Origin of the sequence: Luteibacter sp. 329MFSha (assembly GCF_900111665.1) — a bacterium.
Classification (GTDB): domain Bacteria; phylum Pseudomonadota; class Gammaproteobacteria; order Xanthomonadales; family Rhodanobacteraceae; genus Luteibacter.
Genome location: NZ_FOJE01000001.1, coordinates 1,009,033 through 1,034,595 on the forward strand (window position 1 = coordinate 1,009,033; position 25,563 = coordinate 1,034,595).

Annotated in this window: 26 protein-coding genes; 19 read left to right on the forward strand and 7 right to left on the reverse strand. The window is 67.4% G+C overall.

Annotation, left to right across the window (positions count from 1 at the left end):
- The first annotated feature begins 26 nt into the window (after positions 1 to 26).
- The 5 genes from BMW54_RS04480 to moeB all read left to right on the forward strand — a co-directional run bounded on the left by BMW54_RS04480 (position 27) and on the right by moeB (position 5,607).
- Positions 27 to 992 carry a helix-turn-helix domain-containing protein gene (locus tag BMW54_RS04480; RefSeq protein WP_090053307.1) on the forward strand — a complete coding sequence of 322 codons (966 nt, stop codon included), beginning with the start codon at positions 27 to 29 and terminating at the stop codon, positions 990 to 992.
- 151 nt (positions 993 to 1,143) lie between these two features.
- A complete protein-coding gene (locus BMW54_RS04485; RefSeq protein WP_090053309.1) occupies positions 1,144 to 1,794 on the forward strand; it encodes a YfgM family protein in 651 nt (216 codons plus the stop codon).
- A complete protein-coding gene (gene bamB, locus BMW54_RS04490) occupies positions 1,791 to 2,990 on the forward strand; it encodes an outer membrane protein assembly factor BamB (RefSeq protein WP_090053310.1) in 1,200 nt (399 codons plus the stop codon). Before BMW54_RS04485 ends, bamB begins: the two co-directional genes overlap by 4 nt.
- Before the next feature lie 23 nt (positions 2,991 to 3,013).
- Positions 3,014 to 4,411 carry a ribosome biogenesis GTPase Der gene (gene der, locus BMW54_RS04495; protein WP_090053312.1) on the forward strand — a complete coding sequence of 466 codons (1,398 nt, stop codon included), beginning with the start codon at positions 3,014 to 3,016 and terminating at the stop codon, positions 4,409 to 4,411.
- A gap of 26 nt (positions 4,412 to 4,437) precedes the next feature.
- Entirely contained in the window at positions 4,438 to 5,607 is a 1,170-nt protein-coding gene (moeB, locus tag BMW54_RS04500; protein ID WP_090053313.1) for a molybdopterin-synthase adenylyltransferase MoeB, read from the forward strand.
- A 17-nt stretch (positions 5,608 to 5,624) separates the two neighbouring features.
- On the opposite strand, the gene BMW54_RS04505 is transcribed toward moeB, so the two are convergent.
- Entirely contained in the window at positions 5,625 to 6,203 is a 579-nt protein-coding gene (locus BMW54_RS04505) for a GNAT family N-acetyltransferase (protein ID WP_090053314.1), read from the reverse strand.
- 218 nt (positions 6,204 to 6,421) lie between these two features.
- Here BMW54_RS04505 and folD point away from each other — a divergent pair, with 218 nt between their 5' ends.
- The 3 genes from folD (at position 6,422) to guaA (ending at position 10,511) form a co-directional block, all read left to right on the forward strand.
- Complete coding sequence (folD, locus tag BMW54_RS04510; RefSeq protein ID WP_090053316.1) at positions 6,422 to 7,276, forward strand: bifunctional methylenetetrahydrofolate dehydrogenase/methenyltetrahydrofolate cyclohydrolase FolD; 855 nt, start codon at positions 6,422 to 6,424, stop codon at positions 7,274 to 7,276.
- Positions 7,277 to 7,376: 100 nt separating this feature from the next.
- Positions 7,377 to 8,831, forward strand: coding sequence for an IMP dehydrogenase (guaB, locus tag BMW54_RS04515; RefSeq protein ID WP_090053318.1), 1,455 nt, complete (start codon positions 7,377 to 7,379; stop codon positions 8,829 to 8,831).
- A gap of 123 nt (positions 8,832 to 8,954) precedes the next feature.
- Positions 8,955 to 10,511, forward strand: a complete 1,557-nt coding sequence (gene guaA, locus BMW54_RS04520) for a glutamine-hydrolyzing GMP synthase (protein ID WP_090053319.1) — start codon at positions 8,955 to 8,957, stop codon at positions 10,509 to 10,511.
- A gap of 115 nt (positions 10,512 to 10,626) precedes the next feature.
- Here guaA and BMW54_RS04525 read toward each other — a convergent pair whose 3' ends face one another.
- Positions 10,627 to 11,337, reverse strand: a complete 711-nt coding sequence (locus BMW54_RS04525) for a TetR/AcrR family transcriptional regulator (RefSeq protein ID WP_217642601.1) — start codon at positions 11,335 to 11,337, stop codon at positions 10,627 to 10,629.
- A gap of 5 nt (positions 11,338 to 11,342) precedes the next feature.
- On the opposite strand from BMW54_RS04525, the gene BMW54_RS04530 reads away from it, so the two are divergent.
- The 4 genes from BMW54_RS04530 (at position 11,343) to BMW54_RS04545 (ending at position 14,472) form a co-directional block, all read left to right on the forward strand.
- On the forward strand, positions 11,343 to 12,257 hold the full coding sequence (locus BMW54_RS04530; protein WP_090053322.1) for an SDR family oxidoreductase: 915 nt from the start codon (positions 11,343 to 11,345) through the stop codon (positions 12,255 to 12,257).
- A gap of 96 nt (positions 12,258 to 12,353) precedes the next feature.
- Positions 12,354 to 12,803 carry a MarR family winged helix-turn-helix transcriptional regulator gene (locus BMW54_RS04535; protein ID WP_090053323.1) on the forward strand — a complete coding sequence of 150 codons (450 nt, stop codon included), beginning with the start codon at positions 12,354 to 12,356 and terminating at the stop codon, positions 12,801 to 12,803.
- Between the two features lie 4 nt (positions 12,804 to 12,807).
- Positions 12,808 to 13,623 (forward strand): NAD-dependent epimerase/dehydratase family protein, encoded by an 816-nt coding sequence (locus BMW54_RS04540; protein WP_090053325.1) that lies wholly within the window; start codon positions 12,808 to 12,810, stop codon positions 13,621 to 13,623.
- 105 nt (positions 13,624 to 13,728) lie between these two features.
- Positions 13,729 to 14,472 carry a DUF72 domain-containing protein gene (locus tag BMW54_RS04545; protein WP_090053326.1) on the forward strand — a complete coding sequence of 248 codons (744 nt, stop codon included), beginning with the start codon at positions 13,729 to 13,731 and terminating at the stop codon, positions 14,470 to 14,472.
- Positions 14,473 to 14,485: 13 nt separating this feature from the next.
- Here BMW54_RS04545 and BMW54_RS04550 read toward each other — a convergent pair whose 3' ends face one another.
- Positions 14,486 to 15,238 (reverse strand): SDR family NAD(P)-dependent oxidoreductase, encoded by a 753-nt coding sequence (locus tag BMW54_RS04550; RefSeq protein ID WP_090053328.1) that lies wholly within the window; start codon positions 15,236 to 15,238, stop codon positions 14,486 to 14,488.
- 58 nt (positions 15,239 to 15,296) lie between these two features.
- On the opposite strand from BMW54_RS04550, the gene BMW54_RS04555 reads away from it, so the two are divergent.
- Positions 15,297 to 16,373, forward strand: a complete 1,077-nt coding sequence (locus BMW54_RS04555) for an AraC family transcriptional regulator (protein WP_217642602.1) — start codon at positions 15,297 to 15,299, stop codon at positions 16,371 to 16,373.
- Here BMW54_RS04555 and BMW54_RS04560 read toward each other — a convergent pair.
- On the reverse strand, positions 16,315 to 17,217 hold the full coding sequence (locus tag BMW54_RS04560; protein ID WP_090053331.1) for a LysR family transcriptional regulator: 903 nt from the start codon (positions 17,215 to 17,217) through the stop codon (positions 16,315 to 16,317). The genes BMW54_RS04555 and BMW54_RS04560 overlap by 59 nt on opposite strands.
- A gap of 106 nt (positions 17,218 to 17,323) precedes the next feature.
- Here BMW54_RS04560 and BMW54_RS04565 point away from each other — a divergent pair, with 106 nt between their 5' ends.
- From BMW54_RS04565 to BMW54_RS04580, 4 genes are all read left to right on the forward strand, one after another.
- Positions 17,324 to 18,268, forward strand: a complete 945-nt coding sequence (locus BMW54_RS04565) for an amidohydrolase family protein (protein WP_090053332.1) — start codon at positions 17,324 to 17,326, stop codon at positions 18,266 to 18,268.
- Between the two features lie 106 nt (positions 18,269 to 18,374).
- Positions 18,375 to 19,160: an alpha/beta fold hydrolase gene (locus BMW54_RS04570; RefSeq protein ID WP_175472761.1), complete on the forward strand. Its 786-nt coding sequence runs from the start codon at positions 18,375 to 18,377 to the stop codon at positions 19,158 to 19,160.
- Between the two features lie 86 nt (positions 19,161 to 19,246).
- Positions 19,247 to 20,467, forward strand: coding sequence for an MFS transporter (locus BMW54_RS04575; protein ID WP_090053335.1), 1,221 nt, complete (start codon positions 19,247 to 19,249; stop codon positions 20,465 to 20,467).
- A 99-nt stretch (positions 20,468 to 20,566) separates the two neighbouring features.
- Complete coding sequence (locus BMW54_RS04580; RefSeq protein ID WP_090055687.1) at positions 20,567 to 21,553, forward strand: alpha/beta hydrolase; 987 nt, start codon at positions 20,567 to 20,569, stop codon at positions 21,551 to 21,553.
- 49 nt (positions 21,554 to 21,602) lie between these two features.
- Here the strand turns inward: BMW54_RS04580 and BMW54_RS04585 are convergent, their stop codons facing one another.
- A complete protein-coding gene (locus BMW54_RS04585) occupies positions 21,603 to 22,352 on the reverse strand; it encodes an SDR family NAD(P)-dependent oxidoreductase (protein ID WP_090053337.1) in 750 nt (249 codons plus the stop codon).
- 76 nt (positions 22,353 to 22,428) lie between these two features.
- On the opposite strand from BMW54_RS04585, the gene BMW54_RS04590 reads away from it, so the two are divergent.
- Positions 22,429 to 23,001: a TetR/AcrR family transcriptional regulator gene (locus tag BMW54_RS04590; RefSeq protein ID WP_090053338.1), complete on the forward strand. Its 573-nt coding sequence runs from the start codon at positions 22,429 to 22,431 to the stop codon at positions 22,999 to 23,001.
- Positions 23,002 to 23,216: 215 nt separating this feature from the next.
- Positions 23,217 to 24,134 (forward strand): MBL fold metallo-hydrolase, encoded by a 918-nt coding sequence (locus BMW54_RS04595; RefSeq protein WP_217642603.1) that lies wholly within the window; start codon positions 23,217 to 23,219, stop codon positions 24,132 to 24,134.
- Between the two features lie 10 nt (positions 24,135 to 24,144).
- Here BMW54_RS04595 and BMW54_RS04600 read toward each other — a convergent pair whose 3' ends face one another.
- Complete coding sequence (locus tag BMW54_RS04600; RefSeq protein WP_090053339.1) at positions 24,145 to 24,561, reverse strand: RidA family protein; 417 nt, start codon at positions 24,559 to 24,561, stop codon at positions 24,145 to 24,147.
- 62 nt (positions 24,562 to 24,623) lie between these two features.
- Positions 24,624 to 25,475, reverse strand: coding sequence for an SDR family oxidoreductase (locus BMW54_RS04605; RefSeq protein ID WP_090053341.1), 852 nt, complete (start codon positions 25,473 to 25,475; stop codon positions 24,624 to 24,626).
- Positions 25,476 to 25,563: the final 88 nt, after the last annotated feature.

Sequence of the window (25,563 nt, forward strand, 5' to 3'; positions counted from 1 at the left end):
AGCCGAATGCAGACAGGGAGAACGCCATGGATCCCCAGGTGGAAGCCAGCAGTGAAGAGGGGCGGGTACTGATCGATCTCGGCGGCCACACCGCCGGTTTCGGCGCACGCCTTCGCGCGGCCCGTGAGGCCCGCGGTTACACCATCGAGGCCTGCGGCCAGGCGTTGCGCCTGCCGACGCGCCTCCTTCGCCAGCTAGAGGCTGGCGAGTACGGCGGCATCGATTACCAGGTCTACCTCGCCGGTTACCTGACCAAGTACGGCACGCACCTGGGCATCGACGAGTCCGAGATCCAGGCCGAACTGGCGCGGCACACGCCCCGCCAGCCCGAACTCGTGGTTACCGGTGGTGTCTCGCATTCGCGCTACCTGTTCGAGCGCTACCTCACGGCCGCCACCTATGTGGTGCTGACCGCGGTGATCGTCGTGCCGATGGTCTGGCTCGGCGTGCGCGGCACGCTCGATCGCGACATGGCGCGCCTCGCGCCGCTGGATGCCGCGCCCGTGGCCCAGCAGGACGCGCCGGCACCGGCGAGCAGCAGCGCCGCGACCAGCGTCGCCAGCACCGAGAGCCGGCCGGCGCCGGTCCAGGAGCCGCGTCCCGAGGAGCAGCAGCCGCTGCTCGCCTCGATGGCGATGTTCCCGCCGCTCGATCATTCGGCGACGCGGACGCCGCTCGCGACGGCCGCCGCCGCACCCGAGGCCGCCGCCAGCGGCGCGGGTGCGCACAGCCTCAGCCTGAACCTCCCGGCCGCCAGCTGGGTGGAAGTGACCGCCGCGGACGGTTCGCGCCTCGAATACGGCATCCTGCCCGCCGGCACGCAGAAGTCGTACCGCAGCGACAGCCCGCTGGACGTCCGCATCGGGAACGCCTCGGCCGCGCAGGTGACCGTCGATGGCCAGCCCGTGCAGCTCGATGCGTTCCGCCGCGCCAACGTGGCCCGGTTCCGCGTCGACATCCGCGACGGCAAGGCGGCACCGGTCGCCTTCTGATCGCCGGCGCGCCGCGCGTTGCACCGCGCGGCGCCGCCCGGCCCCCGTCTTTTCGGGTATCCTTGCCTATTGATCCGCGCCGCCATCCCCGATGGCCGGCACGGGCTCGTTCCCACCTTGGTTTGCTGCGCGGAGCGCAGTGGGTGATTGCATGGCTTTCGACATTTACGACGACTACGAGCAGGGCGAACGCGTACAGCAGTGGCTGCGCAAGAATGGCGTTTCGATCGCCGTCGGTGTCGCTCTCGGGCTGGTGCTGATCTTCGGCTGGCAGCAGTGGAAGTCGCACCGCGCGGGCCACGAGCAGGCCGCCGCCGCCGAGTATTCGGCCCTGCAGCTCGCGGTCGCCCAGAGTCGTCAGAACGAGATCGACCTGCGCACCGATACCCTGATGAAGGACTACTCGGACACCGCCTGGTCGATCTTCGCCGCCGGCGAGCGCGCCCAGCGCAGCGTCCTGGCCGGGCAGGCGGACAAGGCCTCCGGCGACATCGAATGGGCCAAGGCCCATGCGAAGGACGAAACCCTCAAGGCCCTGGTCGAACTGAATGCCGCGCGCCTGCGCTTCGCGCAGGGCAAGCCGCAGGACACCATCGCGGCGCTCGACGCCATGCAGGGCAAGTCGTTCGTCGCGCTCTCGCAGGAACTCCGCGGCGACGCGCTGGTCAAGCTGGGACGCCCGGACGACGCACGCAAGGCCTATCAGGCGGCGATCGCCGCGATGGGCGACAGCGCACCGCAGCGCGGTGTGGTCCAAACCAAACTCGATGATCTGGCCGTGGCCGGGAAGCAGGGTGCATGAAACGTTTCGTGGCAATCGCGTTGACCTCTTCGCTGGCCGTCCTGGCCGGCTGCCATTCGTTCAAGAAGGAAAACGTCGAACCGCCGACCCCGCTCGACAAGAAATTCGAGCCGACGCTCAAGGTCGACCGTCTCTGGAAATCCAGCGTCGGTGACGGCGCCGCCGAGTCCGGCGTGCGCATGCGCCCAGCTGTGGCCGACGGCGTGCTCTACGCCGCCAGCACCGATGGCAAGATCCGCGCCTTCGACGCCAATACCGGCAAGACGCTCTGGTCGAAGAGCACGCGCCAGCACGGCTGGTTCGGCTGGGGCGACGCCAAGCGCGAGGACGCCCGCTTCTCGGGTGGCCCCGGCGTGGCCGGCGACCTCCTCGCCATCGGCACGCTCGACGGCCACGTCTACGGCATGAACGCGAAGGACGGCGAACGCCGCTGGGTCGCCGAGGTCTCGTCGGAGGTGATCACCGCGCCCGCCATCGTCGGCGAGTTCGTGGTCGTCCGCTGCAACGACGGGCGTGTCTACGGCATCGATGCGAAGACCGGCGAGCGTCGCTGGGTGTACGACCAGTCGCAGGTGCCGCTCCTCAGCCTGCGCGGCAACGGCCGCCTGCTCGTCGCCAACGGCGTCGTGTTCTTCGGCAGCGATGCCGGCAAGCTCGTCGCCGTGCGCCTCGACAACGGCGAGAAGCTCTGGGAGCAGACGCTCGCCAGCGGCGAAGGCCGCACCGAGATCGACCGTCTCGCGGATGCCGACGGCGCGCTCGTGCTCGACGGTACCTCGCTCTACGGCGCCGCCTACCATGGGCAGCTGACGTCGATCGACGGTCCGAGCGGTCGCCCGCTGTGGAACCATGCCTTCTCGACCTTCACGTCGCTCGACGTCCACGGCAACGCCATCTACGGTGCCGACGACCAGTCGCAGGTCTACGCGTTCGACAAGTCGAGCGGCGCCAGCATCTGGAAGCAGGACGCCCTGAAGTACCGTTGGGTCACGGGCCCGGCGGCCCAGGGCAACTACGCGGTGGTGGGCGATCTCGACGGCCACATCCACTGGCTCAACGCCAGCGACGGCAGCATCGCCGCGCGCGAGCGCCTGTCCAAGAAAGCCATTCGTGCCCAGCCCCTCGTGGTGGGTGACACCGTGTACGTCGAGGATGTCGAGGGCCACATCGGCGCCTACCGCATCCCGGCGAACTGATCCTCAGGAAAGATGTATCTCCCATGCTACCCGTCGTCGCCCTGGTCGGCCGCCCCAATGTCGGTAAGTCGACCCTCTTCAATGCGCTGACGCGTAGCAGGGACGCCCTCGTCGCCGATATGCCCGGCGTCACCCGCGACAGGCACTACGGTGTCTGTCGTCTCGGTCCGCGCCCCTTCGTGGTCGTGGACACCGGCGGTCTCTCCGGCAGCGACGAGGGGATCGAAGGCCTCACCGCGCAGCAGGTTCGTGCCGCGATCGCGGAAGCGAACCTGCTCGTCTTCGTGGTCGATGCCCGTGACGGCATCCTGCCGCTCGATGCCGCGATCCTCACCGAGCTCCGCCGTAGCGGCAAGCCCGTCATCGTCGTCGTCAACAAGACGGACGGCGTGGACGAGCTCGTCGCGCTGGGCGAGTTCAGCTCGTTCGGCGTGGCCGAGACGCTGCCGATGTCGGCCGCGCACAACCGTGGCGTCGACGTCCTCGTCGCCCGTGCGATCCCGCACCTTCCGGACGACACCGACGACGACCCGGCCCTTGAAGACCAGGGCATCCGGGTGGCCATCGTGGGTCGCCCGAACGCGGGCAAGTCGACGCTGATCAATCGCCTGCTCGGCGAGGATCGCCTCATCGTTTCCGATCTGGCGGGTACCACGCGCGATCCGATCCGGGTGCCACTCGAGCGCGACGGCCGGCGTTACACGCTGGTCGACACCGCCGGTGTCCGCCGTCGCTCGCGCGTCGAGGAAACCGTCGAGAAGTTCAGCGTAATCAAGACCTTGCAATCCATTGCTGCGTCGCAGGTGACGGTCGTGATGATCGACGCGCGTGAGAACCTGGCCGATCAGGACCTCACGCTCATCGGCCACGCCATCGAGGAAGGTCGCGCCCTCGTCATCGCCGTCAACAAGTGGGACGGCATGGACAGCTACCAGCGCGAGCAGACCCAGAAGGCACTGGAGCGCCGCCTGCAGTTCGCCGAGTGGGCGAAGACCGTCTTCATCTCGGCGCTGCATGGCTCGGGCCTGCGCGAGCTGATGAAGGCCGTCATCCGCGCCCACGCCGCTGCCACCAAGGAACTGACGTCGAGCGAGCTGACCCGGACGCTGGAGAAGGCGTACGAGGCCTACCAGCCGCCGTTGGTCCGCGGCCACGCGCCCAAGCTGCGCTACGCGCATCCGGGTGGCTCCAACCCGCCGACCATCGTGATCCACGGCAGCCGCACCAAGCACATCGCGCCAGCGTATCGTCGCTACCTGGAAGGCTTCTTCCGGAAGCGGTTCCGCCTGGAGGGCACGCCGGTGCGCATCGATTTCCGCGACGGCGAGAATCCGTTCGCCGGCAAGAAGAACGTCCTGACGGAAGGGCAGCAGCGCCGCCGCCAGCGCATGATCCGTAACGCGAAGCGACGCGAGAAGTAAGCGTCGCCCTCGTCGAGGAGCCTCGCATGACCGAACACCTCAACCGTGACCGCTGGCTGGCCGAGCTCCGGTCCCGCGTTCCGGAAGTGACCGCCACCGAGGCGCTCGCCCGGCAACTGGGTGGCGCGCTGCTGGTCGACGTGCGGGAGGACAACGAGCGCGCCACGGGTTCCCCGGCCGGCGCGCTCGGCCTGTCGCGCGGTTACCTCGAACTCCGCATCGAACAGTCCGAGCCGGACCGCGGGCGCGACGTGCTCCTGCTGTGCGGCAGCGGTCAGCGCTCGCTGCTCGCCGCCGACACGCTGCAACGCATGGGTTACCGCCGGGTGTCGTCGGTCGCCGGCGGCATGGGCGCATGGAAGGCGGCCGGGCTGCCGGTCACGACCGGCGTGCTCGACGGCGACGCCGCCGAGCGTTACGCGCGCCAGGTGCTGCTGCCGCAGGTCGGCGAAGCAGGGCAGGCGAAGCTCGCGGCGGCGCGCGTCGTCGTCATCGGCGCGGGCGGACTGGGCGCACCCGCCTTGCTCTACCTCGCCGCCGCGGGCGTCGGACACATCACGGTCGTCGACGACGATCGCGTCGAGCGATCCAACCTCCACCGTCAGGTGATCCACGCCGATCCGCGCGTGGGGATGGGCAAGGCCGAGTCCGCGCGTCTGACCTTGTCGGCCCTGAACCCGCGCGTGAAGGTGACGACCATCGTCGATCGCCTGCGCGCGGAAAATGTCGAAGAGCTCATCCGGGATCACGACGTGGTGATCGATGGTGCCGACAACTTCGCCACCCGCTATCTGCTGGCCGCCGCGACGCGGCGCCTCGGCATCCCCATGGTCTACGCCGCCATCGAGCGGTTCACGGGGCAGGCGAGCGTCTTCGATCCGCGACGCGACGATTCGCCGTGCTATCGCTGCCTCTTCCCCGAGCCGCCGTCGGCCGCCGACGCGCCGAACTGCAGCGAGGCAGGCGTGCTGGGCGTGCTTCCCGGCCTCGTCGGCATGGTGCAGGCGACCGAGGCGATGAAGCTGGTGCTCGGCCTCGGTCAGCCGCTGGTGGGGCGCTTGCTCACTTACGACGCCCTCGGCATGCGCTTTCGCGAACTGACCCTCCGCCGGGATCTGCATTGCCCCGGTTGCGGTCCGGACGCCCGGTTCGAGGGCTACGTCGACCTCGAGCGCATGTGTGCCGCGGCCGGTTGAGGGCGCTTGCGGAAGCCCTACGCGCCGGCGCTGATCAGGTCGCTTCTGACGACCGAGTGCATCGTCGCGTCGGCGGACGATCCCTTTACCACCAGTCGCTTACGTAACACTCCTTCGAATCTTCCTCCAAGTCGTTCAGCCGTCCTGCGGCTAGGCTCGTTGCCCACGGCGACCACGATCTCGAGGCGCTCGACCCGCACCCGGTCGAAGGCGAACCCGATCGCCAGGCGTCCGGCCCGCGTGGCGATGCCGCGCCCCTGTTCCGACTGGCGAACCCAGTAACCGAGGTTCGCGAACCGCTGCTCCTTGTTTCGCTGGTTGACGCCCATGCCGCCGAGAAGGCGATCGGTGCGCGCGTCCACGATCAGCATTTCGAAGCCGTCGGCCAGGAGCCAGTCGCGGCGGCACAGGTCGAGCCACCCCCGGGCGTCGTTCGCGTCGTAGCCGGCGTGGCACCAGTCCTGCCAGCGACCGACGGTGTCGACCGACTCGCGAACCGCCTCGGCGAGGGGAACCACGTCGTCGGCACGATGAGCGCGCAGCGAGACCACACCGTCGGTGAGGTCGGTCGGGTAGGGAAGCGTCTCGATGGTCATGCGTCCATTCTAGGCAGGCGTCGACGTCACCCGCACGAGGCTCGCGCCGCGGGATCGCCGATGCGATCGGCTCCCACCGGCATACCGCACGGTGCACCTACCGAAGGAGTGGGAGCCGATCGTATCGGCGATGGGTGCTCGCCGGATCGCGCGACACGCAGCCTGTCATCGGCACGCGCGATCGTCGATAATGCGGCGCTTTCCGCAGGGCGAATCCCATGACCGCACGCATCCTCGACGGCAAACGCATCGCCCAGGAACTGCTCGACCACATCGCGCGCCGCGTCGCCAAGCGCGTGAGCGAAGGGCGCCGCGCGCCGGGGCTCGCCGTCGTCCTCGTGGGCGAAGATCCGGCCTCCGCGGTCTACGTGCGCAACAAGCGCCGCGCCTGCCAGCAGGTGGGCTTCGAGTCGTTCGGCTACGACCTCCCGGCATCGACGACGCAGGACGAGCTCTTCGCGCTCATCGACACGCTCAACGCCGACCCGGCCGTGCACGGCATCCTCGTGCAGTCGCCGCTGCCCGCGCACATCGACGAGGAGGCGCTGGTCGACCGCATCGATCCCCTCAAGGACGTCGACGGCTTCCAGGCAGTCAACGTCGGGCGGCTCGCGCTGCGCCGGTTCGGCCTGCGCCCCTGCACGCCCAAGGGCGTCATGACGCTTCTGGGCCATACCGACTACCCGGTGCGTGGCCGCCACGCGGTGATCGTGGGTGTCTCCAACCACGTCGGCCGCCCGCTCGCTCTTGAGCTACTTATTGCCGGTGCGACAGTGACTTGCTGCCACAAGTTCACGCAGGATCTCGCCGGATTCGTGCGCCAGGCTGACATTCTCGTCGTCGCCGCCGGCAAGCCGGGCCTGGTCAAGGGCGACTGGGTCAAGCCCGGCGCCGTCGTCGTGGACGTCGGCATCAATCGCCTTGAAGACGGTCGCCTCGTCGGCGACGTCGAGTTCGACGCCGCGGCCGAACGGGCCTCCTGGATCACGCCGGTCCCGGGCGGCGTCGGCCCCATGACGGTCGCGACCCTCATGGAGAACACGCTGGAAGCCGCGGAAGCGCTCGACGCCTGAGTGTCCGCGAGAGGAATCGCGGTGGAACGCCCTTCGCGGTTCCTACACAAGTGTTGCAATGCAAGGTATAATGCCGCGATTTACTCGCGGGACTAATGCTATGCGCATCCTTGCCGAGGCACTCACTTACGACGACGTGTTTCTGGTTCCCGGCCACTCCACGGTTCTGCCGCGCGATGTGGACACCTCAACCCAGTTCACGCGCGGCCTCCGCCTGAATATCCCCATCGTGTCCGCCGCCATGGACACCGTCACCGAAGCGCGTCTCGCCATCACGATGGCCCAGAACGGCGGCATCGGCATCATCCACAAGAACCTCACCGCCGCTCAGCAGGCTGCTGAAGTCCGTCTGGTGAAGAAGTTCGAAGCGGGCGTCATCCGCAGCCCGATCACCGTGAGTCCGGACACCTCGATCGGCGAAGTGCTCCAGCTGACCCGCGCGCACAACATCTCCGGCGTTCCGGTGGTCGACGGCCAGAAGCTCGTCGGCATCGTCACCGGCCGCGACATGCGCTTCGAGCGCAAGCTCGACGACCCCGTCCGCAACATCATGACGCGCGAAGAGCGCCTCATCACGGTGCGCGAAGGCGCCTCGCACGATGAAGTCCTGCAGCTGCTGCACAAGAACCGCATCGAGAAGGTCCTCGTCGTCAACGACGATTTCCAGCTGCGTGGCCTGATCACGGTCAAGGACATCCAGAAGGCCAGCGACAACCCGAACGCCGCCAAGGACTCGCACGAGCGCCTCGTGGTCGGCGCCGCGGTCGGCGTGGGCGGCGACACCGAGCAGCGCGTCGAAGCGCTGGTCGAGGCCGGCGTGGACGTCATCGTCGTCGATACCGCCCACGGTCACTCGCAGGGCGTGATCGAGCGCGCCGGCTGGGTGAAGAAGCGTTACCCGCAGGTGCAGGTCATCGCCGGCAACATCGTCACCGGCGAAGCGGCGCGCGCGCTGCTCGGCGCCGGCGTCGACGCCGTCAAGGTCGGCGTGGGCCCGGGCTCCATCTGCACCACACGCATCGTCACCGGCATCGGCGTGCCGCAGATCACGTCGATCGACCTGGTCGCCACCGCGCTGAAGGGCGAGATTCCGCTCATCGCCGACGGCGGCATCCGTTACTCCGGCGACATCCCGAAGGCGCTCGCCGCCGGCGCGTCGACCGTCATGCTGGGCTCCATGTTCGCCGGCACCGAGGAATCCCCGGGCGAGGTCGAGCTGTTCCAGGGTCGCTCGTACAAGAGCTACCGCGGCATGGGCTCCATCGGCGCCATGCAGCTCGGCTCGAAGGATCGCTACTTCCAGGACGAAGCCGACGCCGACAAGCTCGTGCCGGAAGGCATCGAGGGTCGCGTGCCGTACCGCGGCCAGCTGCGCAACATCATCCATCAGCTGATGGGCGGCCTGCGTGCCTCGATGGGCTACATGGGCACGGCCAACATCGAAGAGATCCACCAGAAGGCCCAGTTCGTGAAGGTCACCGGTGCCGGTGTGCGTGAAGCGCATCCGCACGACGTGCAGATCACGAAGGAAGCGCCGAACTACCGCCTGGACTGACGCCTCCGGGCGCTCGCTCCAGGTGACTTCAGGACGCCCGCCACAAGTGGGCGTTCTGCTTTTTCAGGGCCGCCGCGCCGCGCGCGAGGCCCGTTCCGATCAAACAAAACCGCAGGCCGCACGATGACCGACATCCACAGCGACAAGATCCTCATCCTCGACTTCGGCTCGCAGTACACGCAGCTCATCGCGCGCCGCATCCGCGAGATCGGCGTGTACTGCGAAGTCTGGGCCTGGGATCACGCGCCGGACGAGATCCGCGGCTTCGCGCCGCGCGGCGTTATCCTCTCCGGCGGCCCGGAGTCGGTCACCGAGGACAACTCGCCACGCGCGCCGGAGGTGGTGTTCGACCTCGGCGTGCCGGTGCTCGGCATCTGCTACGGCATGCAGACCATGGCCGAGCAGCTCGGCGGCAAGGTCGAGGCCGGCCACCATCGCGAGTTCGGCCCGGCGACCATCACCTTCGGCAGCTGCGCGCTGTTCGAGACGGTCGTGGGCAACGGCGACGAGCTCGGAGTGTGGATGTCGCACGGCGATCGCGTCACGGCCATTCCGGACGGCTTTTCCGTCACCGCCTCCACGCCGAGCCTGCCGCTCGCGGCCATGGCCGACGATGCCCGTCGCTTCTATGGCCTGCAGTTCCATCCGGAGGTGACTCACACCAAGCGCGGCATGGAACTGCTGCGCCGGTTCGTCGTCGACCTCTGCGGTTCCGCGACCCTGTGGGACGCCAAGCACATCATCGACGACGCCGTGGAGCGGGTGCGCGAGCAGGTCGGCACCGATCGCGTCCTTCTGGGCCTGAGCGGCGGCGTCGATTCGTCCGTCGTGGCCGCGCTGCTCGAGAAGGCGATCGGCGACCAGCTCACCTGCGTGTTCGTCGACACCGGCCTGCTGCGCTACCAGGAAGGCGACCAGGTGATGACGACCATGGCCGAGCACATGGGCGTGCACGTCATCCGCGTCGACGCGAAGCAGCGCTACTTCGACGCGCTCGCCGGCGTCGAGGACCCGGAAGCCAAGCGCAAGATCATCGGCCGCCTGTTCGTCGAGATCTTCGACGAGGAATCCGCGAAGCTGGAAGGCGTGAAGTGGCTCGCGCAGGGCACCATCTACCCAGACGTCATCGAGTCCGCCGGCAGCAAGACCGGCAAGGCCCACGTCATCAAGAGCCACCACAACGTCGGCGGCCTGCCGGAGCACATGAAGCTCAAGCTGGTCGAGCCGCTGCGCGAGCTGTTCAAGGACGAGGTGCGCCGCATCGGCGTCGAACTCGGCCTCCCGCGCGAGATGGTCTACCGCCATCCGTTCCCGGGCCCGGGCCTCGGCGTGCGCGTGCTCGGCGAAGTGAAGGCCGAATACGTCGACCTCCTGCAGCGCGCCGATGCCATCTTCATCGAGGAACTGCGCAGCCACGGCCTCTACGACCGCGTCAGCCAGGCCTTCGCGGTCTTCCTTCCGGTCCGCTCGGTCGGCGTCGTCGGCGACGGCCGCGCCTACGAATGGGTCATCGCGCTGCGCGCGGTGGAGACCATCGACTTCATGACCGCCCACTGGGCGCACCTGCCGTACGACTTCCTCGACAAATGCTCGACCCGCATTATCAACGAGTTGCGCGGCATTTCTCGCGTCGTCTATGACATCTCGGGCAAGCCGCCTGCGACGATCGAGTGGGAGTGAGCCGACGTCCTTCGAGGACTATCGCCAGCTATCGTTTTCCCCGATCCGGATGCGGCAGCCGTGCCGCATCCGGTATCAATGTCCACCGCGAAACGCCCGATCGCCGTCGTTTCCCTTAAAGCTCCGTCCTCAAACTGTCGAAGGCGTCCCGCAGGAAGTTGGCTACCGGTTTTCGCTGGCCGGTCTGATCCCTCCACGCCTGGAGCGCGAGTCTCATCGCACCGACGGACACAACAGCCACCATCCGAAGGGCCAACCGCCTCTCAGGCTGCCGCCAGACCTCACACAGTGTGTTGAATAGCGCCTGCTCCTGCTCCGCGTAGTACGCCTGCTTGCGGGCAAGAAGCGATTCGCTCGAACGCATCAGATTGTCCACGGCCGTCATCTGCTCGGTCGTATAGCGAGCGATGTGCTTCACCATGACATCGCGAACAGCATCGAGTGGCGGCACGTCGGGTGATGTCGTCAGCAGATCGGCAATCAGCATGGCCAAGTCGGCGTCCTGCCAGAACAGGATGACGTCTTCCTTCGACTTGAAATACGAGAAAAACGTGCGGCGCGAGATGCCAGCCGCAGCCGCGATGGCGTCAAGCGTCGTGCCTTCGTAGCCGTTGGCGAGGAACAGGCGCTGGCCGACCTCGGCGATACGCTGACGTGTTTCGCGACGCTTGCGTTCCCGCAAGCCTTCTGTGGGTGCTGTACCTGCGGGAGGCAAAATTCCTGACATTCCTATGCCCTGTTGCATGACTGCACCAAGTGCATTAAAGTTAGCACTCAGTGCATATTTACATGCACCTAGTGTATATTCCGTCTTCTCGGCAGGCAAGGATCATGACCTCCTGGACAGTTTCCGACATCCCCTCCCAACGCGGCCGTACGGCGGTCGTCACCGGTACTGGCGGCCTTGGCTTCCACGACGCGCTGGCGCTAGCCCGTGCCGGTGCGAACGTCATCATCGCGGGTCGAAATCCGTCGAAAGGCGCGGCAGCAGTCAATCAGATTCGCCAAAGCGTTCCTACCGCGAATGTGGCTTTCGGGACACTGGATCTCGCCAGCCTCGAATCCATCGAGGCGTTCAGCGAAAACCTGCGGAGTTCGCGCGACAGCCTGGATTTGCTGATCAACAATGCCGCGGTGATGACGCCGCCGAAGCGTCAGGTGACGTCCGACGGATTCGAATTGCAGTTCGGCACGAACTACCTGGGCCATTTCGCCCTGACTGCCAAACTGCTGCCCCTGCTGCGCAAGGGCAATGAACCACGCGTGGTCAGCCTTTCAAGCGTCGCCGCTCGAAGCGGCACGATCAACTTCGATGATCTGCAAGCTCAGCGCAGCTACAGGCCGATGCGGGTTTACGGTCAATCGAAACTCGCTTGCCTGATGTTCGCTCTTGAATTGCAACGACGCAGCGATGCTGCGGGTTGGGGCATCCAGAGTATCGCCGCCCATCCCGGCATTTCACGTACCGATCTACTGCCCAATGGCGCCGGCGCCTGGAGCGCCCCGGGTATGGTCCGTCGTTACATGTGGTTCCTGTTTCAGCCGGCATCGCAGGGCGCGTTGCCGACACTCTTCGCCGCGACTTCGCCGCAGGCTCAAGGGGGTGCCTATTACGGCCCAGACAAGCTCGGCGAAACGCGAGGCTATCCAACCGTTGCCAAGGTTCCCCCGCAAGCACTGGATACGAGCGTCGCTGCGAGGCTGTGGATCGAGTCGGAAGCACTCACTGAAGCGGTCTTTCGATGAAGCCCCCTCGCTTGGCTAAGCGAACCCGCGCTTGACACTTTGTTAGCTACCTTGCGATATTCGCAAGGTAGCTGACGAATGCGTGGAGCGGGCCGTATGCCGGACGTGGAAAAGATCGAACACCTCTCGGTGGGGGCGTGGACCAAGCGATGCTATTTCGCCGGCCGCGCGCTCATGGATGCGACGCTGCGGCCTTTCGATCTGGGCTCGACGCAGTGGTACGTGCTCTGGCACCTGGCGAATCAAGGCCCGTCGGTACAGCGCGACCTTGCACGCGCGCTCGAGCTCGAACGGGCGACGTTGAGCGGAATCGTCGCCACGCTCGTGCGCAAGGGGCTGGTACGGCAGACCTCGGACGACGACGATCAGCGCCAGCGCCGCCTGGCCCTGACGCGCTCGGGCGAGAACCTCTGGCGCGAGCTTCCCGACCTCTCGTTCATTCAGCAGGCCGCGTTTGCCGGTATCGACGAGGCCGATCTGGCCACGACGATGCGTGTCCTTCGAACGGCGACCGAGCGGCTGCAAGCCCTCCTGCAGAAGGCATGAGCTCATGAGCATCCTGATTACCGGGGCGACGGGTCTCGTCGGTGAACGCCTTGTTCCGCGTCTGCTGCAAGCGGGATTCGCCTGCCGGGTGCTGCTGCGTGTCGGGAAACCGTGCCCGCCCGGTGCCGTCGCCGTGACGGGCGACATGCTCGACCCGTCGACGCTGGCCGAGGCCGTTCGCGGTGTGTCGGCGATCGTGCATCTGGCGGCGGTGTTCCGTACGCAAGACAGCGATCTGATCTGGAAGAGCAATCTCGAAGGAACCCGCAACCTGCTCACGGCGGCACGGGACCACGCGCCGCGCGTCCGCTTCATCATGGCGAGCACGGGTCACGTCTACGACAGGCATGGCCCGCATCCTGGACAAGAGACAGACACCGTCCAACCGGAGCTGGCGTACCCCGCGAGCAAGGTCGCCGCGGAGAACGCGCTGCGCGAGAGCGGGCTGAACGGGTCGATCCTTCGGTTGCCGTTCGTCTACGGCGATGGGGATGGTCATCTGCAGGCGTTGCCGAAGCACGTGGCGGCCCTCGGGTTTCATCCGGCCAACCGCATGAGCACGATCCACCACCGCGACGTCGCCGTCGCGATGACCATGGCGCTGGCAGGCGACTACGATGGCCGGATCGTCAACCTGTCCGACGATGCACCGACGACGGTCTATGAACTGGTCAGACTCGTCGGCGGGCAGATGGATGCCTCGGCCGAGCCCATGACGAACCCCTGGCACCTGCATATCGATGGATCGCTCGCGCGGCAGCTGGGTTTCCGGCCCACCGTGAGGACGGTGTACCAGGCGGCGCAGGAAGGGATCCTTTAGGCGGTCGCGCGCCGGTCCGCATCACCCACGGCGACATCGCCTCACGGAATCACTGCGTGGATCCGGTCATGGTCGCACCATGCATGCGCCGCGAGTTCGTTCGCCATGAAGCCATCGATGATCCGGATCGGATGTGCCGGCTGGTCACTGCCTGGCGACGCCGCGTCGCGCTTCCCGGGGCAGGGCAGTCATCTGGAGCGGTACGCGCGCGTTTTCTCCTGTGTCGAGATCAACAGTTCGTTCTATCGGCCGCATCGGCCCGAGACCTATGCGCGGTGGGCCGCGAGCGTGCCCGAGGCGTTCCGGTTCTCGGTCAAGATGCCGAAGGCCATCACGCACGAGCTCAGGCTGCGCAATGCAAACGCGGACCTGCGTCGGTTCTGTGACGACATCGCTGCCCTCGGTGAAAAACTCGGCTGTCTGCTGTTGCAACTACCGCCCAGCCTCCCGTTCGAGCGAGCGACCGCGAACCGTTTTTTCGCGACGCTTCGCGCAATGACGAGCACCCGCGTCGTGTGCGAGCCGCGCCACGCGACATGGTTCGGGGAGGAAGCAAAGCGGGCGATGCGGGATGCGGCGATCGGCTGCGTGCTGGCCGATCCGTCGCCGGTGCCCGGGATGCTTCCCCTCGGCGATGCCGCGACGCTGTACATCCGGCTGCACGGTTCGCCACGCATGTATTACTCGGCCTACGACGCGACCTTCATCGACGCGCTCGCCGGACCGCTCGTCGCCGTGCCGCCCGGGACGAGCGTGTGGTGCGTCTTCGACAACACCGCCGCGGGAGAAGCGATTCCGAACGCGCTGTATCTGCGGGAGCGCGTCGCGGCGTGCGACGCGGCTCCCTGACGATGACGCGCGATCAGATGTTCTGGCCACCCGACACTTCGATGCGCTGTGCCGTGACCCAGCGGTTGTCCGGGCCGAGCAGACTCGCGACCGCCGGGCCGATATCGTCGGGTAGACCGACACGGCCCAGCGCGATCATCGACGCGAAGGCGTCGTTGTACGCGGGCGTATCGCGGACGGCGCCGCCCAGGAAGTCGGTCTCGATCGCACCGGGGGCGATCGTATTGGCCGTGATGCCGCGGCTGCCGAACTCCTTCGCCATGTAGAGGGTGAGGATCTCGACGGCGCCCTTGGCCGCCGAGTAGGCCGAGAATCCAGGGTAGGAGACGCGCGTCAGGCCCGTCGAGAAGTTCACGATCCGGCCGCCATCGGCAAGCAGCGGCAGCAGCGTTTGCGTCAGGAAGAAGACGCCTTTCACGTGGACGTTGAACAGCTGGTCGAACTGCGCCTCCGTGGTCTCGGCGATGCCCGCCATTTCACCGTGGCCGGCATTGTTGACCAGGTGGTCGAAGTCGCTTCGCCCCCACGATGCGAGGATCGCGCGCACCTTGTCGCCGAACGCGGCGAAGCTGGAAACGTCGGCGACGTCGAGCTGTACCGCGACCGCCTTGCGGCCGAGTGCTTCGATCTCGGCGACGACCGCCTGCGCCTGCTCGGCGCCGTGGCGGTAGGTGAAGATCACATCGCCGCCGTGACGGGCGATGCTGATGACGGTATTGCGACCGAGGCCCCGGTTGGCGCCTGTGACGAGAGAAACGGTGGACATGGAAGGCTCCTGGTGAGGGGTGTCGAAGTGACGGATTCAGTATCGATCCGAGCCCCTCGTGCCGGTTGCCGGTTCCTCGGACCTTCTTGCCCGTTCCTCCGGAGCGGCGGCCGTCCGCCGGCGCCGGCGGTTTGGGAAGGATGGCGCGGAGCCCGGCGCATGTTTGCCTGATCCGACGGATTCGTTGCGCCTCGCACGGTTCGGGGACTACGCTCTGGCCATGACCGAGACCCTGCTACAGGCGGTCCGCTTCTACGCGGATTCCCACGCGAACGCGGACGGTGTCGCGATTACCCCGATCCCGGGTGTGACCGCGATCCGGGCAGGCACGCCCAGCGAACTGCAATATGCGGTTTCGCGTCCCCTGATCGCGGTCGTCGTTCAAGGGCGCAAGCGCGTACTGCTTGGCAAGCAGGCTTTCGACTTCGGTGCCGGCGACTCCATGCTCATCACCGCCGACGTCCCCACGGTCAGCCAGATCACCGCGGCCGATGCGAACGCGCCGTACTACTCGCTGGTCTTCGATCTGGATCCCGCTGTCATCGAAGCGCTGGTTCTCGACATGAACATCGCCCAGGGCGAGTCGAGCGCCCCCGTGAGGGTCGACCCCACCGAAGCCGAGGTCGCCGACGTCGCGTTGCGATTGATGCGTCTCCTCAACCGACCGTCGGCGCTTCCGGTGCTGCAGTCGGACATGATCAGGGAACTGCATTTCTGGCTGCTTGCCGGACGCCATGGACCCGCGATCCGCAACCTGGGCATCGTCGAAAGCCACACGCGGCGTATCGCCCGCGCCGTCGCCCTGATCCGGTCGGAGTATGCGCGGCCCTTGCGGGTCGAGCGCCTGGCCGAGGCCGCCGGCATGAGTTCGTCCACGTTTCATCAGCACTTCCGTGCCGTGACGCAACTGTCGCCACTGCAATTCCAGAAGCAACTGCGCCTGATCGAAGCGCGGCGGATGATGCTGTCGGAAGGCGCCTCGGCCAGCATCGCGGCGTACGCCGTGGGCTACGAAAGCGTGCCGCAGTTCACGCGCGAATACGGCCGCCTGTTCGGCGCGCCGCCCGTGCGCGACATCAGGTTCTCGAGGGCGGCGACCGAGACGTCTCCACGGACCAGTCGCGGAACGCGATGACCGGGCCATTCGACTCGTCCTTCCGGGAGATCAGCAGCAGCGTGGCCTGTTCCCCGAAGTCGGCGAGCGGCATGTAGATCAGTCCCGGCACATGGATGTCGCGGATGGGCTGCGGCACGAGCACGAGGCCGAGACCGGCCGCGGCCATCGTCAACACCGTCAGCGTGCTGGCGACGCGATGGCCGATCATCGGTTCGCTGCCCAACGCCTTCCTCAACAGCTCGGTCTGGCTGCGATCGCCCGCGTTGGCGGCGTACGTGATGAAGGTTTCGCCGGACAGGTCGCCGCACCGCACGTCGCTGAGGCGCGCCAGGCGGTGATCGAGCGCCATCCCGATGACCCAGGGCCACGCGCCGACGATCTCGGTGGAAAGCGTGTCGGGAATGGGTAGCCCGACATCGGGGCAATAGCCGATGTCGATCCGGTTCTCGACGATCGCCTGTATCTGGTCCGCGGACGTCATTTCTTCGAGCTCGATGCTCACCATCGCGCGGATCGCGTGGAACGACTGGATGTGTTCCGGAAGGCGGCCCGCCAGTGCCGCGTTGCCGGAGAATCCGACCCGAACCCGGCCGACCTCGCCACGCGCGGCGCGCTGCGCCGTCCGGCGCGCGTGCTCGGCCTGGGCAAGCGTGCGCTCGGCTTCCACACGGAAGAGGCGACCCGCCTCGGTCAGTTCGACCCGGCGCGTCGTGCGCGTGAGCAGGGTGACGCCAAGGTCTTCCTCGAGCGCGCGGATCTGCATGCTGAGGGCAGGCTGCACGATGTGCAGGCGCTCGGCGGCGCGGCCGAAGTGGCCCTCGTCCGCAACGGCCAGAAAGTAGCGGAGGTGCCGGAGATCCATCGATTATCACCATGAATGATCAATCCGTCAGATCAATATATTTCAGTTTCGAATACCGCGCACCCATCCTTTTCCTCGTCCTCCCAAACCTCCCGAGGAAATCGACATGTCCGCCGCGAATCGCATCGATGTTCACCAACATGTGGTCCCGCCGTTCTGGTCCGACGCGCTCCCCGCGTTCGGCGGCGATCCGTCCGGCTGGAACAGCCCGGCGTGGAGTCCCGAAGCCGCCATCGCCTTCATGGACAACCAGCAGATCGCCACCGGTGTCCTCTCCCTGACCGCGCCGGGCATCACCGGATGGCAGGGTACGGCACGGCGCGACATGGCGCGCCGCGTGAACGAGTACACGGCCTCGCTCGTGCAGAAGCGACCAGACCGGTTCGGCAACTTCGCCACGCTTCCGCTGCCCGACGTGGATGGCACGCTGGACGAGATCCGCCATGCCTTCGATGCGCTGAAGGCGGACGGCGTCGTGCTGCTCAGCAACTACCACGGCATGTACCTGGGCGATCGCTACTTCGACGCGGTGTGGGCGGAACTCGACCGCCGCGGCGCGGTGGTGTTCATCCACCCCAGCAAGCCCGCCATCCAGACGATCGACGGCATTCCCGGCCCGATCGTCGATTACCCGTTCGATACCACCCGATGCGCCGTCGACATGGTGCTCAACGGCGTGATGGACCGCTACCGCAACGTGAAGGTCATCCTTTCGCATGCCGGCGGATTCCTGCCGTACGCGGCTTATCGATTCGCGGAGCTCGCCAACGCCGTGCGCCCGGACGCGAAGCCGCCGGCCGACATCATCGAGTCCTTCCAGCGGTTCTACTTCGACACCGCGTTGTCTTCCGGTCCGTCCGCGCTGCTCGGGCTGAAGACATTCGTGGGAACGGGTCGAGTCCTTTACGGCAGTGATTTCCCGTACGCACCGGCCCGCGTGGGCGCATCGTTCACGGCCATGCTCGACGCGTCCGACGCGCTCACCTCGGATGAGAAGGCCGCGGTGAACGCGGGTAACGCGCGGGGTCTGTTCCCGCGTCTCGATCGATAGGAGCGAAGCGATGGCCACGACATTCGCATACAGAGACCATTTTCTTCAGGCGCCGGACGGCGCGAGGATAGCCGCGCGATCGTGCGGTCCCGAGTCAGGCGTCCCCGTGGTGCTGATCGCAGGCTGGCCGCAGACGCTGCATGCCTGGCGCGTCGTGCAGGAAAAACTCGCCCATGCGGGCATCCGCTCGATCGCGCTGGACCCGCCCGGGCTCGGCGAATCCGATCCGATCGGCGACGCGGCGAACTACGCGACGCCCGAGGTCGCCCGGCGCATGGTCGCCGCGCTCGCATCGGCCGGGGTCGATCGCTTCGTCCTGGTCGGACACGACGTGGGCGCGTGGATCGCCTATGCGTGGGCCAGCCTGATGCCACAGGGCATCGCCGGGCTCATGTTGCAGGATGCCGCCATCCCGGGCGCGTTTCTCGACGGATTCCTCTCGATAGGCAACGCCGCGCGCGTCTTCCAGTTCGCGTTCAACGCGGTACCCGAACTCCCCGAGCGCCTGACGCGAGGCCGGGAGCGCGTGTACCTCGACTGGCTGTTCGAAACGAAGACGCGCGTGGCCGGCGCCGTCACCGCGGAAGACATCTCGGTCTACATGCGCTGCTATGGCCAGCCGGAACGCATGTCGGCCGGATTCAACTACTACCGCGCCGTGCCGGCGAGCATCGACGCGCTGAACGACGTCGCGCCGCTCACGATGCCGGTGCTCGCCCTCGGCGCGGAGTTCGGTGTCGGGGCGATGATGGGTAGGGTGCTCGAGCCGCGCTGCACGGACCTGAAAAGCGCCGTCGTGGCCGGATCGGGGCATTTCATTCCGGAGGAAGCCCCGGACGTCGTGTGTCGGGAGTTACAGGCACTGATCGCGCGGACGTCGATGTCGGGTTGACGCATCGCGTTCGCGCATCATCGTTGACAGTGCCGTCCGGCCGCCACTAATGTATCGACCAGTACATTAGTGGCGAGACCACCCCCGTGACGATATCCACCTCGATTCCGGCAGCCGCGACTGCCGACGGCGAACGCTTGCCGTATTCCGCGTTGCTCGCACTCGCGATGACAGGCTTCATCTGCATCGTCACGGAGACGCTGCCGGCAGGGCTCCTGCCGATGATGGCCGCCGGCCTTGGCGTGTCGACCTCGTTCGCGGGACAGACGGTCACCGCCTATGCGCTGGGCTCGCTGCTGGCGGCCATCCCACTCACCCTGGCCACGCGAGGCTGGCGTCGGCGCAACGTGCTGCTGCTGACCATCGTCGGTTTTCTTGTCTTCAATTCGATCACGGCGTTGTCGTCGAACTACGGGGTGACGCTGGTCGCGCGCTTCTTCGCGGGCGTGTCGGCCGGACTCGCATGGAGCCTTCTGGCCGGTTACGCGCGCCGCATGGTTCCGACGCACCAACAGGGCAGGGCGCTGGCGGTGGCGATGGTCGGCACACCCATCGCGTTGTCGCTCGGCGTGCCGCTGGGAACATGGCTCGGCACCCTGATCGGTTGGCGCAGCGCGTTCGCCGTCATGTCGGCGCTCACGCTGGTGTTGATCGCGTGGGTCGTGGCGAAAGTACCGGACTATCCGGGCCAGACCGGCCAGGAGCGGCTGCCGTTGCGCCGGGTGTTCACGACGCCCGGTGTGCGTCCCGTGCTCGGCGTGGTGATCGCCTGGATGCTGGCTCACAACATCCTCTACACCTACGTTGCGCCGTTCGTCGCGCAGGCCGGTCTCGAGGCGCGCGTGGACGTGGTGCTCCTGGTCTTCGGCCTGGCCGCGCTGGTGGCGATCGGCATCGCGGGCCGTCTCGTCGACCGTCACCTACGCGCCACGGTGCTGGCCAGCCTCGCGATCTTCGCGGCCGTATCGCTTCTCTTCGTCTGGCTCGCACGCGTGCCGGCCGCCATCTATGTCGGCGTGGCGCTGTGGGGACTGACCTTCGGCGGCGCGGCCACGCTGTTGCAGACCGCGTTGGCCGATACCGCCGGCGACGGTGCCGATGTCGCGCTGTCGATGAACGTGGTCGCGTGGAACGGCGCCATCGCCGGCGGCGGTCTCCTGGGCGGCGTGCTCCTGGAAACATGGGGCGCGTCGTCGTTCCCGCCGGCGCTGGTGGTGCTGCTGGTCATCGGTTTCGGCATCGTGGCGGTCGCGCGCACGCATGGCTTCCGGGCCGGCGCACGCCACGGGCACGTCGTGGGGCACTGAGGCCTCGACGCAGCCGGGTTTTCGCATGCCGTTCCGCATCGATCGCGATCCCGTACCATGACGGGGATGACCACGCGCCGCCGCGACGAATCGACACCCATGACCGACACGCCTTCGAACCTCCGGCTCGCGGCGCGAGACGTACCCTTTCCCTCGTCCATCAGCGACGCCGCGCGCGCGTCGCTCGAGCGCCTCGTGGGCGCCGACGGCGCTCCGGTCAACGCGCGTTACGTGATGCCGCCGCCGGAGGATCGTGCGGCGTGGTCGCGGATGAAGACGGCCGTCGACGCGCAGTACGGCGCCGCCGCGCGCGAGGCGGCCGGAGCGCTGGTCTCGACGGTGGAGACGATCACGCTCGGCGACACCGTCGTGCACGTGGCGACGCCAGCCGGTGGCGTTCGCGCCGACCGCGCGTACATCGAACTGCATGGCGGCGCGCTCGTGTTCGGCGGCGGCGAAGCGTGCGCGGTCGGCGCACGGAAGCAGGCGGACCTGCACGGCGTGCGCTGCTATGGCGTCGATTACAGGACCCCGCCGGACCATCCGTATCCCGCCGCGCTCGACGATTGCCTCGTGACGTATCGCCATCTGCTCGAACGGCATGCACCGGAGCACATCATCGTGGGTGGCCGTTCCGCAGGAGGAAACCTCGCCGCGGCGATGCTGCTGCGGGCGCGGGACGAAGGCCTGCCGATGCCGGCGGCGCTGGTGCTCCTGTCACCGGAGGTCGACCTCACCGAATCCGGCGACAGCTTCGAGGTTCATCGCTTCGTGGACGTCGTGCTCGTCGGATCGCTGATGTCCAACAACCGTCTTTACGCGGACGGCGCGGACCTCTCGGCTCCGTATCTGTCGCCGCTGTTCGGCGACCTGGCGGGCTTTCCGCCGACCTTCCTGCAGAGCGGCACGCGCGACCTGTTCCTGTCGAACGCGGTACGCATGCACCGGAAGCTGCGCCAGGCGGGCGTGCACGCCGAGCTGCATGTGTTCGAGGCGATGCCGCACGGCGGTTTCGGTGGGCACACGCCCGAGGACGCCGAGCTGGCCGCCGAGGTGCGGGCGTTCGTCGCCTCGCACTGGGGGTAGGAAGCGCGACGAAGCCACGCGTCGGTGCGACGCGCGGCTTCGTGAACGGTCAGACGGCGACCATGCCGCCGTCGACGGTCAGTTCGGCGCCCGCGATATAGGCGCTTTCGCTCGACGCGAGGAAGAGCACCGCGTTGGCGACTTCTTCAGGGCGTCCGATGCGGCCGAGCGGGACGAGCTGCGTGAACGCTTCCTCGACACCGGGGCGCACGTCGAGATAGTCGCGCATCATGCGCGTCTCCGTCGCACCCGGTGCGACGACGTTCACGCGGATGCCACGGTCCTTGAGGTCCGCGGTCCAGCTGCGGGCGAACGACCGGACGGTCGCCTTGGTCGCGTTGTAGAGCGACTGCCCCGGAAATCCCTTGCTGCCGGCGACCGATCCGTTCAGGACGATCGTCGCGCCGGCGCCCAGCAGCGGCAGGGCCTTCTGCACCGAGAACAGCAGGCCGCGGACGTTGAGACCGAACATGCGGTCGAAGTCGTCCTCGCCGATCTCGCCGAGCGGCTTCGCTCCGGTGTCCGCGATCCCCGCGTTCGCGAAGACGACGTCAAGCTTGCCGTGATCCGAGCGGATGCGGTCGTACAGCCGATCGAGGTCGGCGAGATTCGACGCGTCGCCCTGGACGCCCACCGCGCCGGCGCCGATCTCCGCCACCGCGGCGTCCAGGCGATCCTGCCGGCGCCCGGTGATGTACACGTGGGCGCCTTCACCCGCGAACGCCTTGGCCGTCGCCAGCCCGATGCCCTCGCTGCCGCCCGTCACGACCACGACCTTGCCTTCGAAACGCTTTGCCATACCGGATCCTTTAATAAGTGGAGAATTGCTCCACTTACTATATGGAGGCATCATCCACTTTGCAACCGGAGACCGCATGAGCACCGACAGCCCGCCGATCGAGGAAACCCCCTTACGCGCCGACGCCGCGCGCAACCGCGAGCGCATCCTCGAAGCGGCGGACGAGGTGTTCTCCGAACGCGGCGCCGATGCGTCGCTCGACGACATCGCCAGGCGGGCGAAGGTCGGCATCGGTACCCTCTATCGCCGTTTCCCCACGCGCGACGCGCTGCTCGCGGCGCTCTGCAACGATCGGCTGCTCGCGCTGTCGGCCCGGAGCCGCTCGCGCGACGACAGCATGGACCCGGGCGCATCGGTTCGCGCGTTCACGGTCGAGCTCGCGATCCATGCGGGTTATTACCAGGGACTCGCCGCGATGCTCGGCGCGGTGCTGCAGAGCGATACCGCCGGATGCCGCGCGGGTCGCGCGGAAGGCATTCGTTTGCTGGAGCGCGCGAAGAAGGCGAAGGCCATCGCGGAGGACGTGTCGTTCGAGGACGTCCTCTGCGTGATCACGGCGACGTCGCTCGCGGCCGCGCAGGGTGGCTCGCTCGAGCCGCGCGTCACGCATCTCGTCGATCTGTTCTTCAACGGGATCAAACGGCGCTAGCAGCACGCCGGTCCTCGCGTCTTGCGATGAGTGCGACCTGTTTGGTGCGCGGTGGACAACACGGCGACGCGTCCCACGGACCTACTGGGCCTCTTTCGAGCGGCCTACGATGCAGGCATGCGGTGTTCCACCGTATGCGCCGCGACGACGCCTGGCGTCGCGCGGCGACCTGCATCGCCTGGCGCGCGATCGCGCGCCTTTTCCGGAGATCCTTCATGTCCACCGTAGCCCGTTCCATGCCGTCCGCCGCCCCCGTGCTGGAAGAACTCGTCTCGTCGCGTTACGCGGTGAAGATCGGCGACATCGACGTACTCGTCGTGAGCGACGGCGTGCTGCCGTTGCCGACGGTCACCATGGCCCATAACGCCAGCGCCGCCGAGTTGTCGGACTGGCTCGACGACCAGCGCATGCCGCCCGACAAATTCGACTGGCCGCTCAACGTGCTGGTCGTGCGCAGCGGAGAGCAGACGATCCTCGTCGACGCGGGCCTCGGTGTTCAGTTCCCCGATTTTCCGCGTGCCGGCCAGTTCCCTCATCGCCTCGAGTCGGCGGGCATCGATCTTGCGACCGTGACCGACGTGGTCGTCACGCACATGCACATGGACCACGTGGGCGGTCTGCTCGTGGACGGCGTGAAGGAGCGGTTGCGCGACGATGTCCGCATCCACGTGGCGGCTGCGGAACTGGCGTTCTGGGAGAATCCGGATTTCTCGCGCACGTCGATGCCCGAGGCGGTGCCGCCCGTGCTCCGCTCCACCGCGAAGCAATTCGCGTCGCTCTATCGCGACCGGATTCGCCCCTTCGAGGGCCGGTTCGAGGTCGCTCCGGGCGTCGTCGCACGCGTCACCGGCGGTCATACGCCGGGCCATTGCGTGGTGGAAGTCGCCTCCCGCGGCGAAAGCCTCGTGTTCGCCGGCGATGCCGTCTTTCCCGTCGGCTTCGATCATCCGGACTGGTTCAACGGGTTCGAGCATGATCCCGAAACCGCGGCGCGTGTTCGTTTCGACCTTTTCGACGAACTCGACGCGAACCGTGGCCTGATGGTCGCGACGCACCTGCCATTCCCGTCGGTCGGCCGCGTGGCGAAGCAAGGCGACGCGTACCGCTGGGTGCCCGTGATCTGGGATTTCTGAGCGTTTATCTTCAACGTGACGCGCCGATATCCGCCCGGGACGGGATCCTCGCGATCACCTTGATCTCGAAGTCGAAGCCCGCGAGCCAGTTGACGCCGACGGCGGTCCACGTGGGGTAGGGGGCTTCGCCGATCTCCTTCTCGCGAATGGCCATCATCGCTTCGAACTGGTTCGCGGGATCGGTGTGGAACGAGGTGACGTCGATCACGTCGTCGAACGTGCAGCCCGCCGCGGCGAGCACCTCGCGCAGGTTGGCGAACGCGCGGCGGACCTGGTCCTCGTAGACCGGTTCCGGGGACCCGTCGTCGCGGCTGCCGACCTGGCCGGCGACGAAGAGGAGGTCGCCCGCGCGGACGGCGGGCGAATACTTGTGCGCGTCGTAGAGGGCGTGGCGTTTCTCGGGGAAGATGGCGGTGCGCTGGTTCATGATGCTTTCCTTGGATGGATACGTGGTGTGGTCGCGGATGAGATGGCGCGCAGGGCGCGCTTCTAAGGAAGCGTCGCGAGCTCGTCGGCCGTGAAGTCCGCGGCGAGCGCGATGGCCTGCTGCCGTTCGAGTTCATCGAGGCGAGCCTTCAGCGCGTCGTGAACGTGCGTGTAGGCGTCGGCGCCGAGCACCAGACGCTTCGGCAGCGGCGCGTCCTGATCGGCGAGGCGGATCATCGCGTCGGTCATCCGGTCGGGATCGCTCTTGATGACCCACTCGCCCTCGAGCGAGCGACGCAGCTGGCCCGCGGGTGTCGCCTCGTATGCCGGGAGCGGCGTCGTGCGGACGAGGTTGCCGCCGAAGTCGGTGCGCGCGGGGCCGGGTTCCACCAGCGTGAGCGCGATGCCGAACGGCGCCACCTCCTGCGCGACGGCCTCGACGAACCCCTCGATGCCCCACTTCGTCGCGTGATAGAGGCCGAAGGCCGGGTAGGCGATCTGGCCACCCTCGCTCGATACCTGCTGGATGCGGCCCCCGCCCTGGCGACGAAGGTGCGGCAGCGCCGCCCGGATCAGCGCTATGGATCCGATCAGGTTGACGTCGACGATGTCGCGCACCTGTCGGTCGGTGGCCTCCTCGGCGGCGCCAAGCAGGCCGTAACCCGCGTTGCTGACGACGACGTCGATCCGGCCGCTCGCGGCGAAGGCGTCGTCGACGGCGCGACGGACCGCCGCCTGATCGGCGAGGTCGGCCGCGACGATGCGCAAACGGTCGGCGTGCCGGGCACGAAGGTCGGGCAGTGCATCCGCGCTTCGGCTCATGCCGACCACGCTATCGCCGCGGGCTAAGGCCTTCGTCGCGAGAAGGCGGCCGAGACCGGAGGAAACGCCGGTGATGAGCCAGTGCTTTGCCATGGGGGGTGCCTCTCGTGGGGTGACGAAGTCACGATAGGCCCGGGACGGTTGAACAACTAGACGTTGCAATCCGTATGGGTTGCTGCAG

What these genes read in the sequence shown, in the direction of transcription:
- BMW54_RS04485 (WP_090053309.1), top strand. Translation starts at nt 1,144, where the DNA reads ATGGCTTTCGACATTTACGACGACTACGAGCAGGGCGAACGCGTACAG.
- bamB (WP_090053310.1), top strand. Translation starts at nt 1,791, where the DNA reads ATGAAACGTTTCGTGGCAATCGCGTTGACCTCTTCGCTGGCCGTCCTG.
- BMW54_RS04545 (WP_090053326.1), top strand. Translation starts at nt 13,729, where the DNA reads ATGAAGCCATCGATGATCCGGATCGGATGTGCCGGCTGGTCACTGCCT.
- guaB (WP_090053318.1), top strand. Translation starts at nt 7,377, where the DNA reads ATGCGCATCCTTGCCGAGGCACTCACTTACGACGACGTGTTTCTGGTT.
- BMW54_RS04530 (WP_090053322.1), top strand. Translation starts at nt 11,343, where the DNA reads ATGACCTCCTGGACAGTTTCCGACATCCCCTCCCAACGCGGCCGTACG.
- BMW54_RS04550 (WP_090053328.1), bottom strand. Translation starts at nt 15,238, where the DNA reads ATGTCCACCGTTTCTCTCGTCACAGGCGCCAACCGGGGCCTCGGTCGC.
- folD (WP_090053316.1), top strand. Translation starts at nt 6,422, where the DNA reads ATGACCGCACGCATCCTCGACGGCAAACGCATCGCCCAGGAACTGCTC.
- der (WP_090053312.1), top strand. Translation starts at nt 3,014, where the DNA reads ATGCTACCCGTCGTCGCCCTGGTCGGCCGCCCCAATGTCGGTAAGTCG.
- BMW54_RS04480 (WP_090053307.1), top strand. Translation starts at nt 27, where the DNA reads ATGGATCCCCAGGTGGAAGCCAGCAGTGAAGAGGGGCGGGTACTGATC.
- BMW54_RS04600 (WP_090053339.1), bottom strand. Translation starts at nt 24,561, where the DNA reads ATGAACCAGCGCACCGCCATCTTCCCCGAGAAACGCCACGCCCTCTAC.
- moeB (WP_090053313.1), top strand. Translation starts at nt 4,438, where the DNA reads ATGACCGAACACCTCAACCGTGACCGCTGGCTGGCCGAGCTCCGGTCC.
- BMW54_RS04505 (WP_090053314.1), bottom strand. Translation starts at nt 6,203, where the DNA reads ATGACCATCGAGACGCTTCCCTACCCGACCGACCTCACCGACGGTGTG.
- BMW54_RS04605 (WP_090053341.1), bottom strand. Translation starts at nt 25,475, where the DNA reads ATGGCAAAGCACTGGCTCATCACCGGCGTTTCCTCCGGTCTCGGCCGC.
- BMW54_RS04590 (WP_090053338.1), top strand. Translation starts at nt 22,429, where the DNA reads ATGAGCACCGACAGCCCGCCGATCGAGGAAACCCCCTTACGCGCCGAC.
- BMW54_RS04595 (WP_217642603.1), top strand. Translation starts at nt 23,217, where the DNA reads ATGTCCACCGTAGCCCGTTCCATGCCGTCCGCCGCCCCCGTGCTGGAA.
- guaA (WP_090053319.1), top strand. Translation starts at nt 8,955, where the DNA reads ATGACCGACATCCACAGCGACAAGATCCTCATCCTCGACTTCGGCTCG.
- BMW54_RS04560 (WP_090053331.1), bottom strand. Translation starts at nt 17,217, where the DNA reads ATGGATCTCCGGCACCTCCGCTACTTTCTGGCCGTTGCGGACGAGGGC.
- BMW54_RS04540 (WP_090053325.1), top strand. Translation starts at nt 12,808, where the DNA reads ATGAGCATCCTGATTACCGGGGCGACGGGTCTCGTCGGTGAACGCCTT.
- BMW54_RS04585 (WP_090053337.1), bottom strand. Translation starts at nt 22,352, where the DNA reads ATGGCAAAGCGTTTCGAAGGCAAGGTCGTGGTCGTGACGGGCGGCAGC.
- BMW54_RS04535 (WP_090053323.1), top strand. Translation starts at nt 12,354, where the DNA reads ATGCCGGACGTGGAAAAGATCGAACACCTCTCGGTGGGGGCGTGGACC.
- BMW54_RS04565 (WP_090053332.1), top strand. Translation starts at nt 17,324, where the DNA reads ATGTCCGCCGCGAATCGCATCGATGTTCACCAACATGTGGTCCCGCCG.
- BMW54_RS04580 (WP_090055687.1), top strand. Translation starts at nt 20,567, where the DNA reads ATGACCGACACGCCTTCGAACCTCCGGCTCGCGGCGCGAGACGTACCC.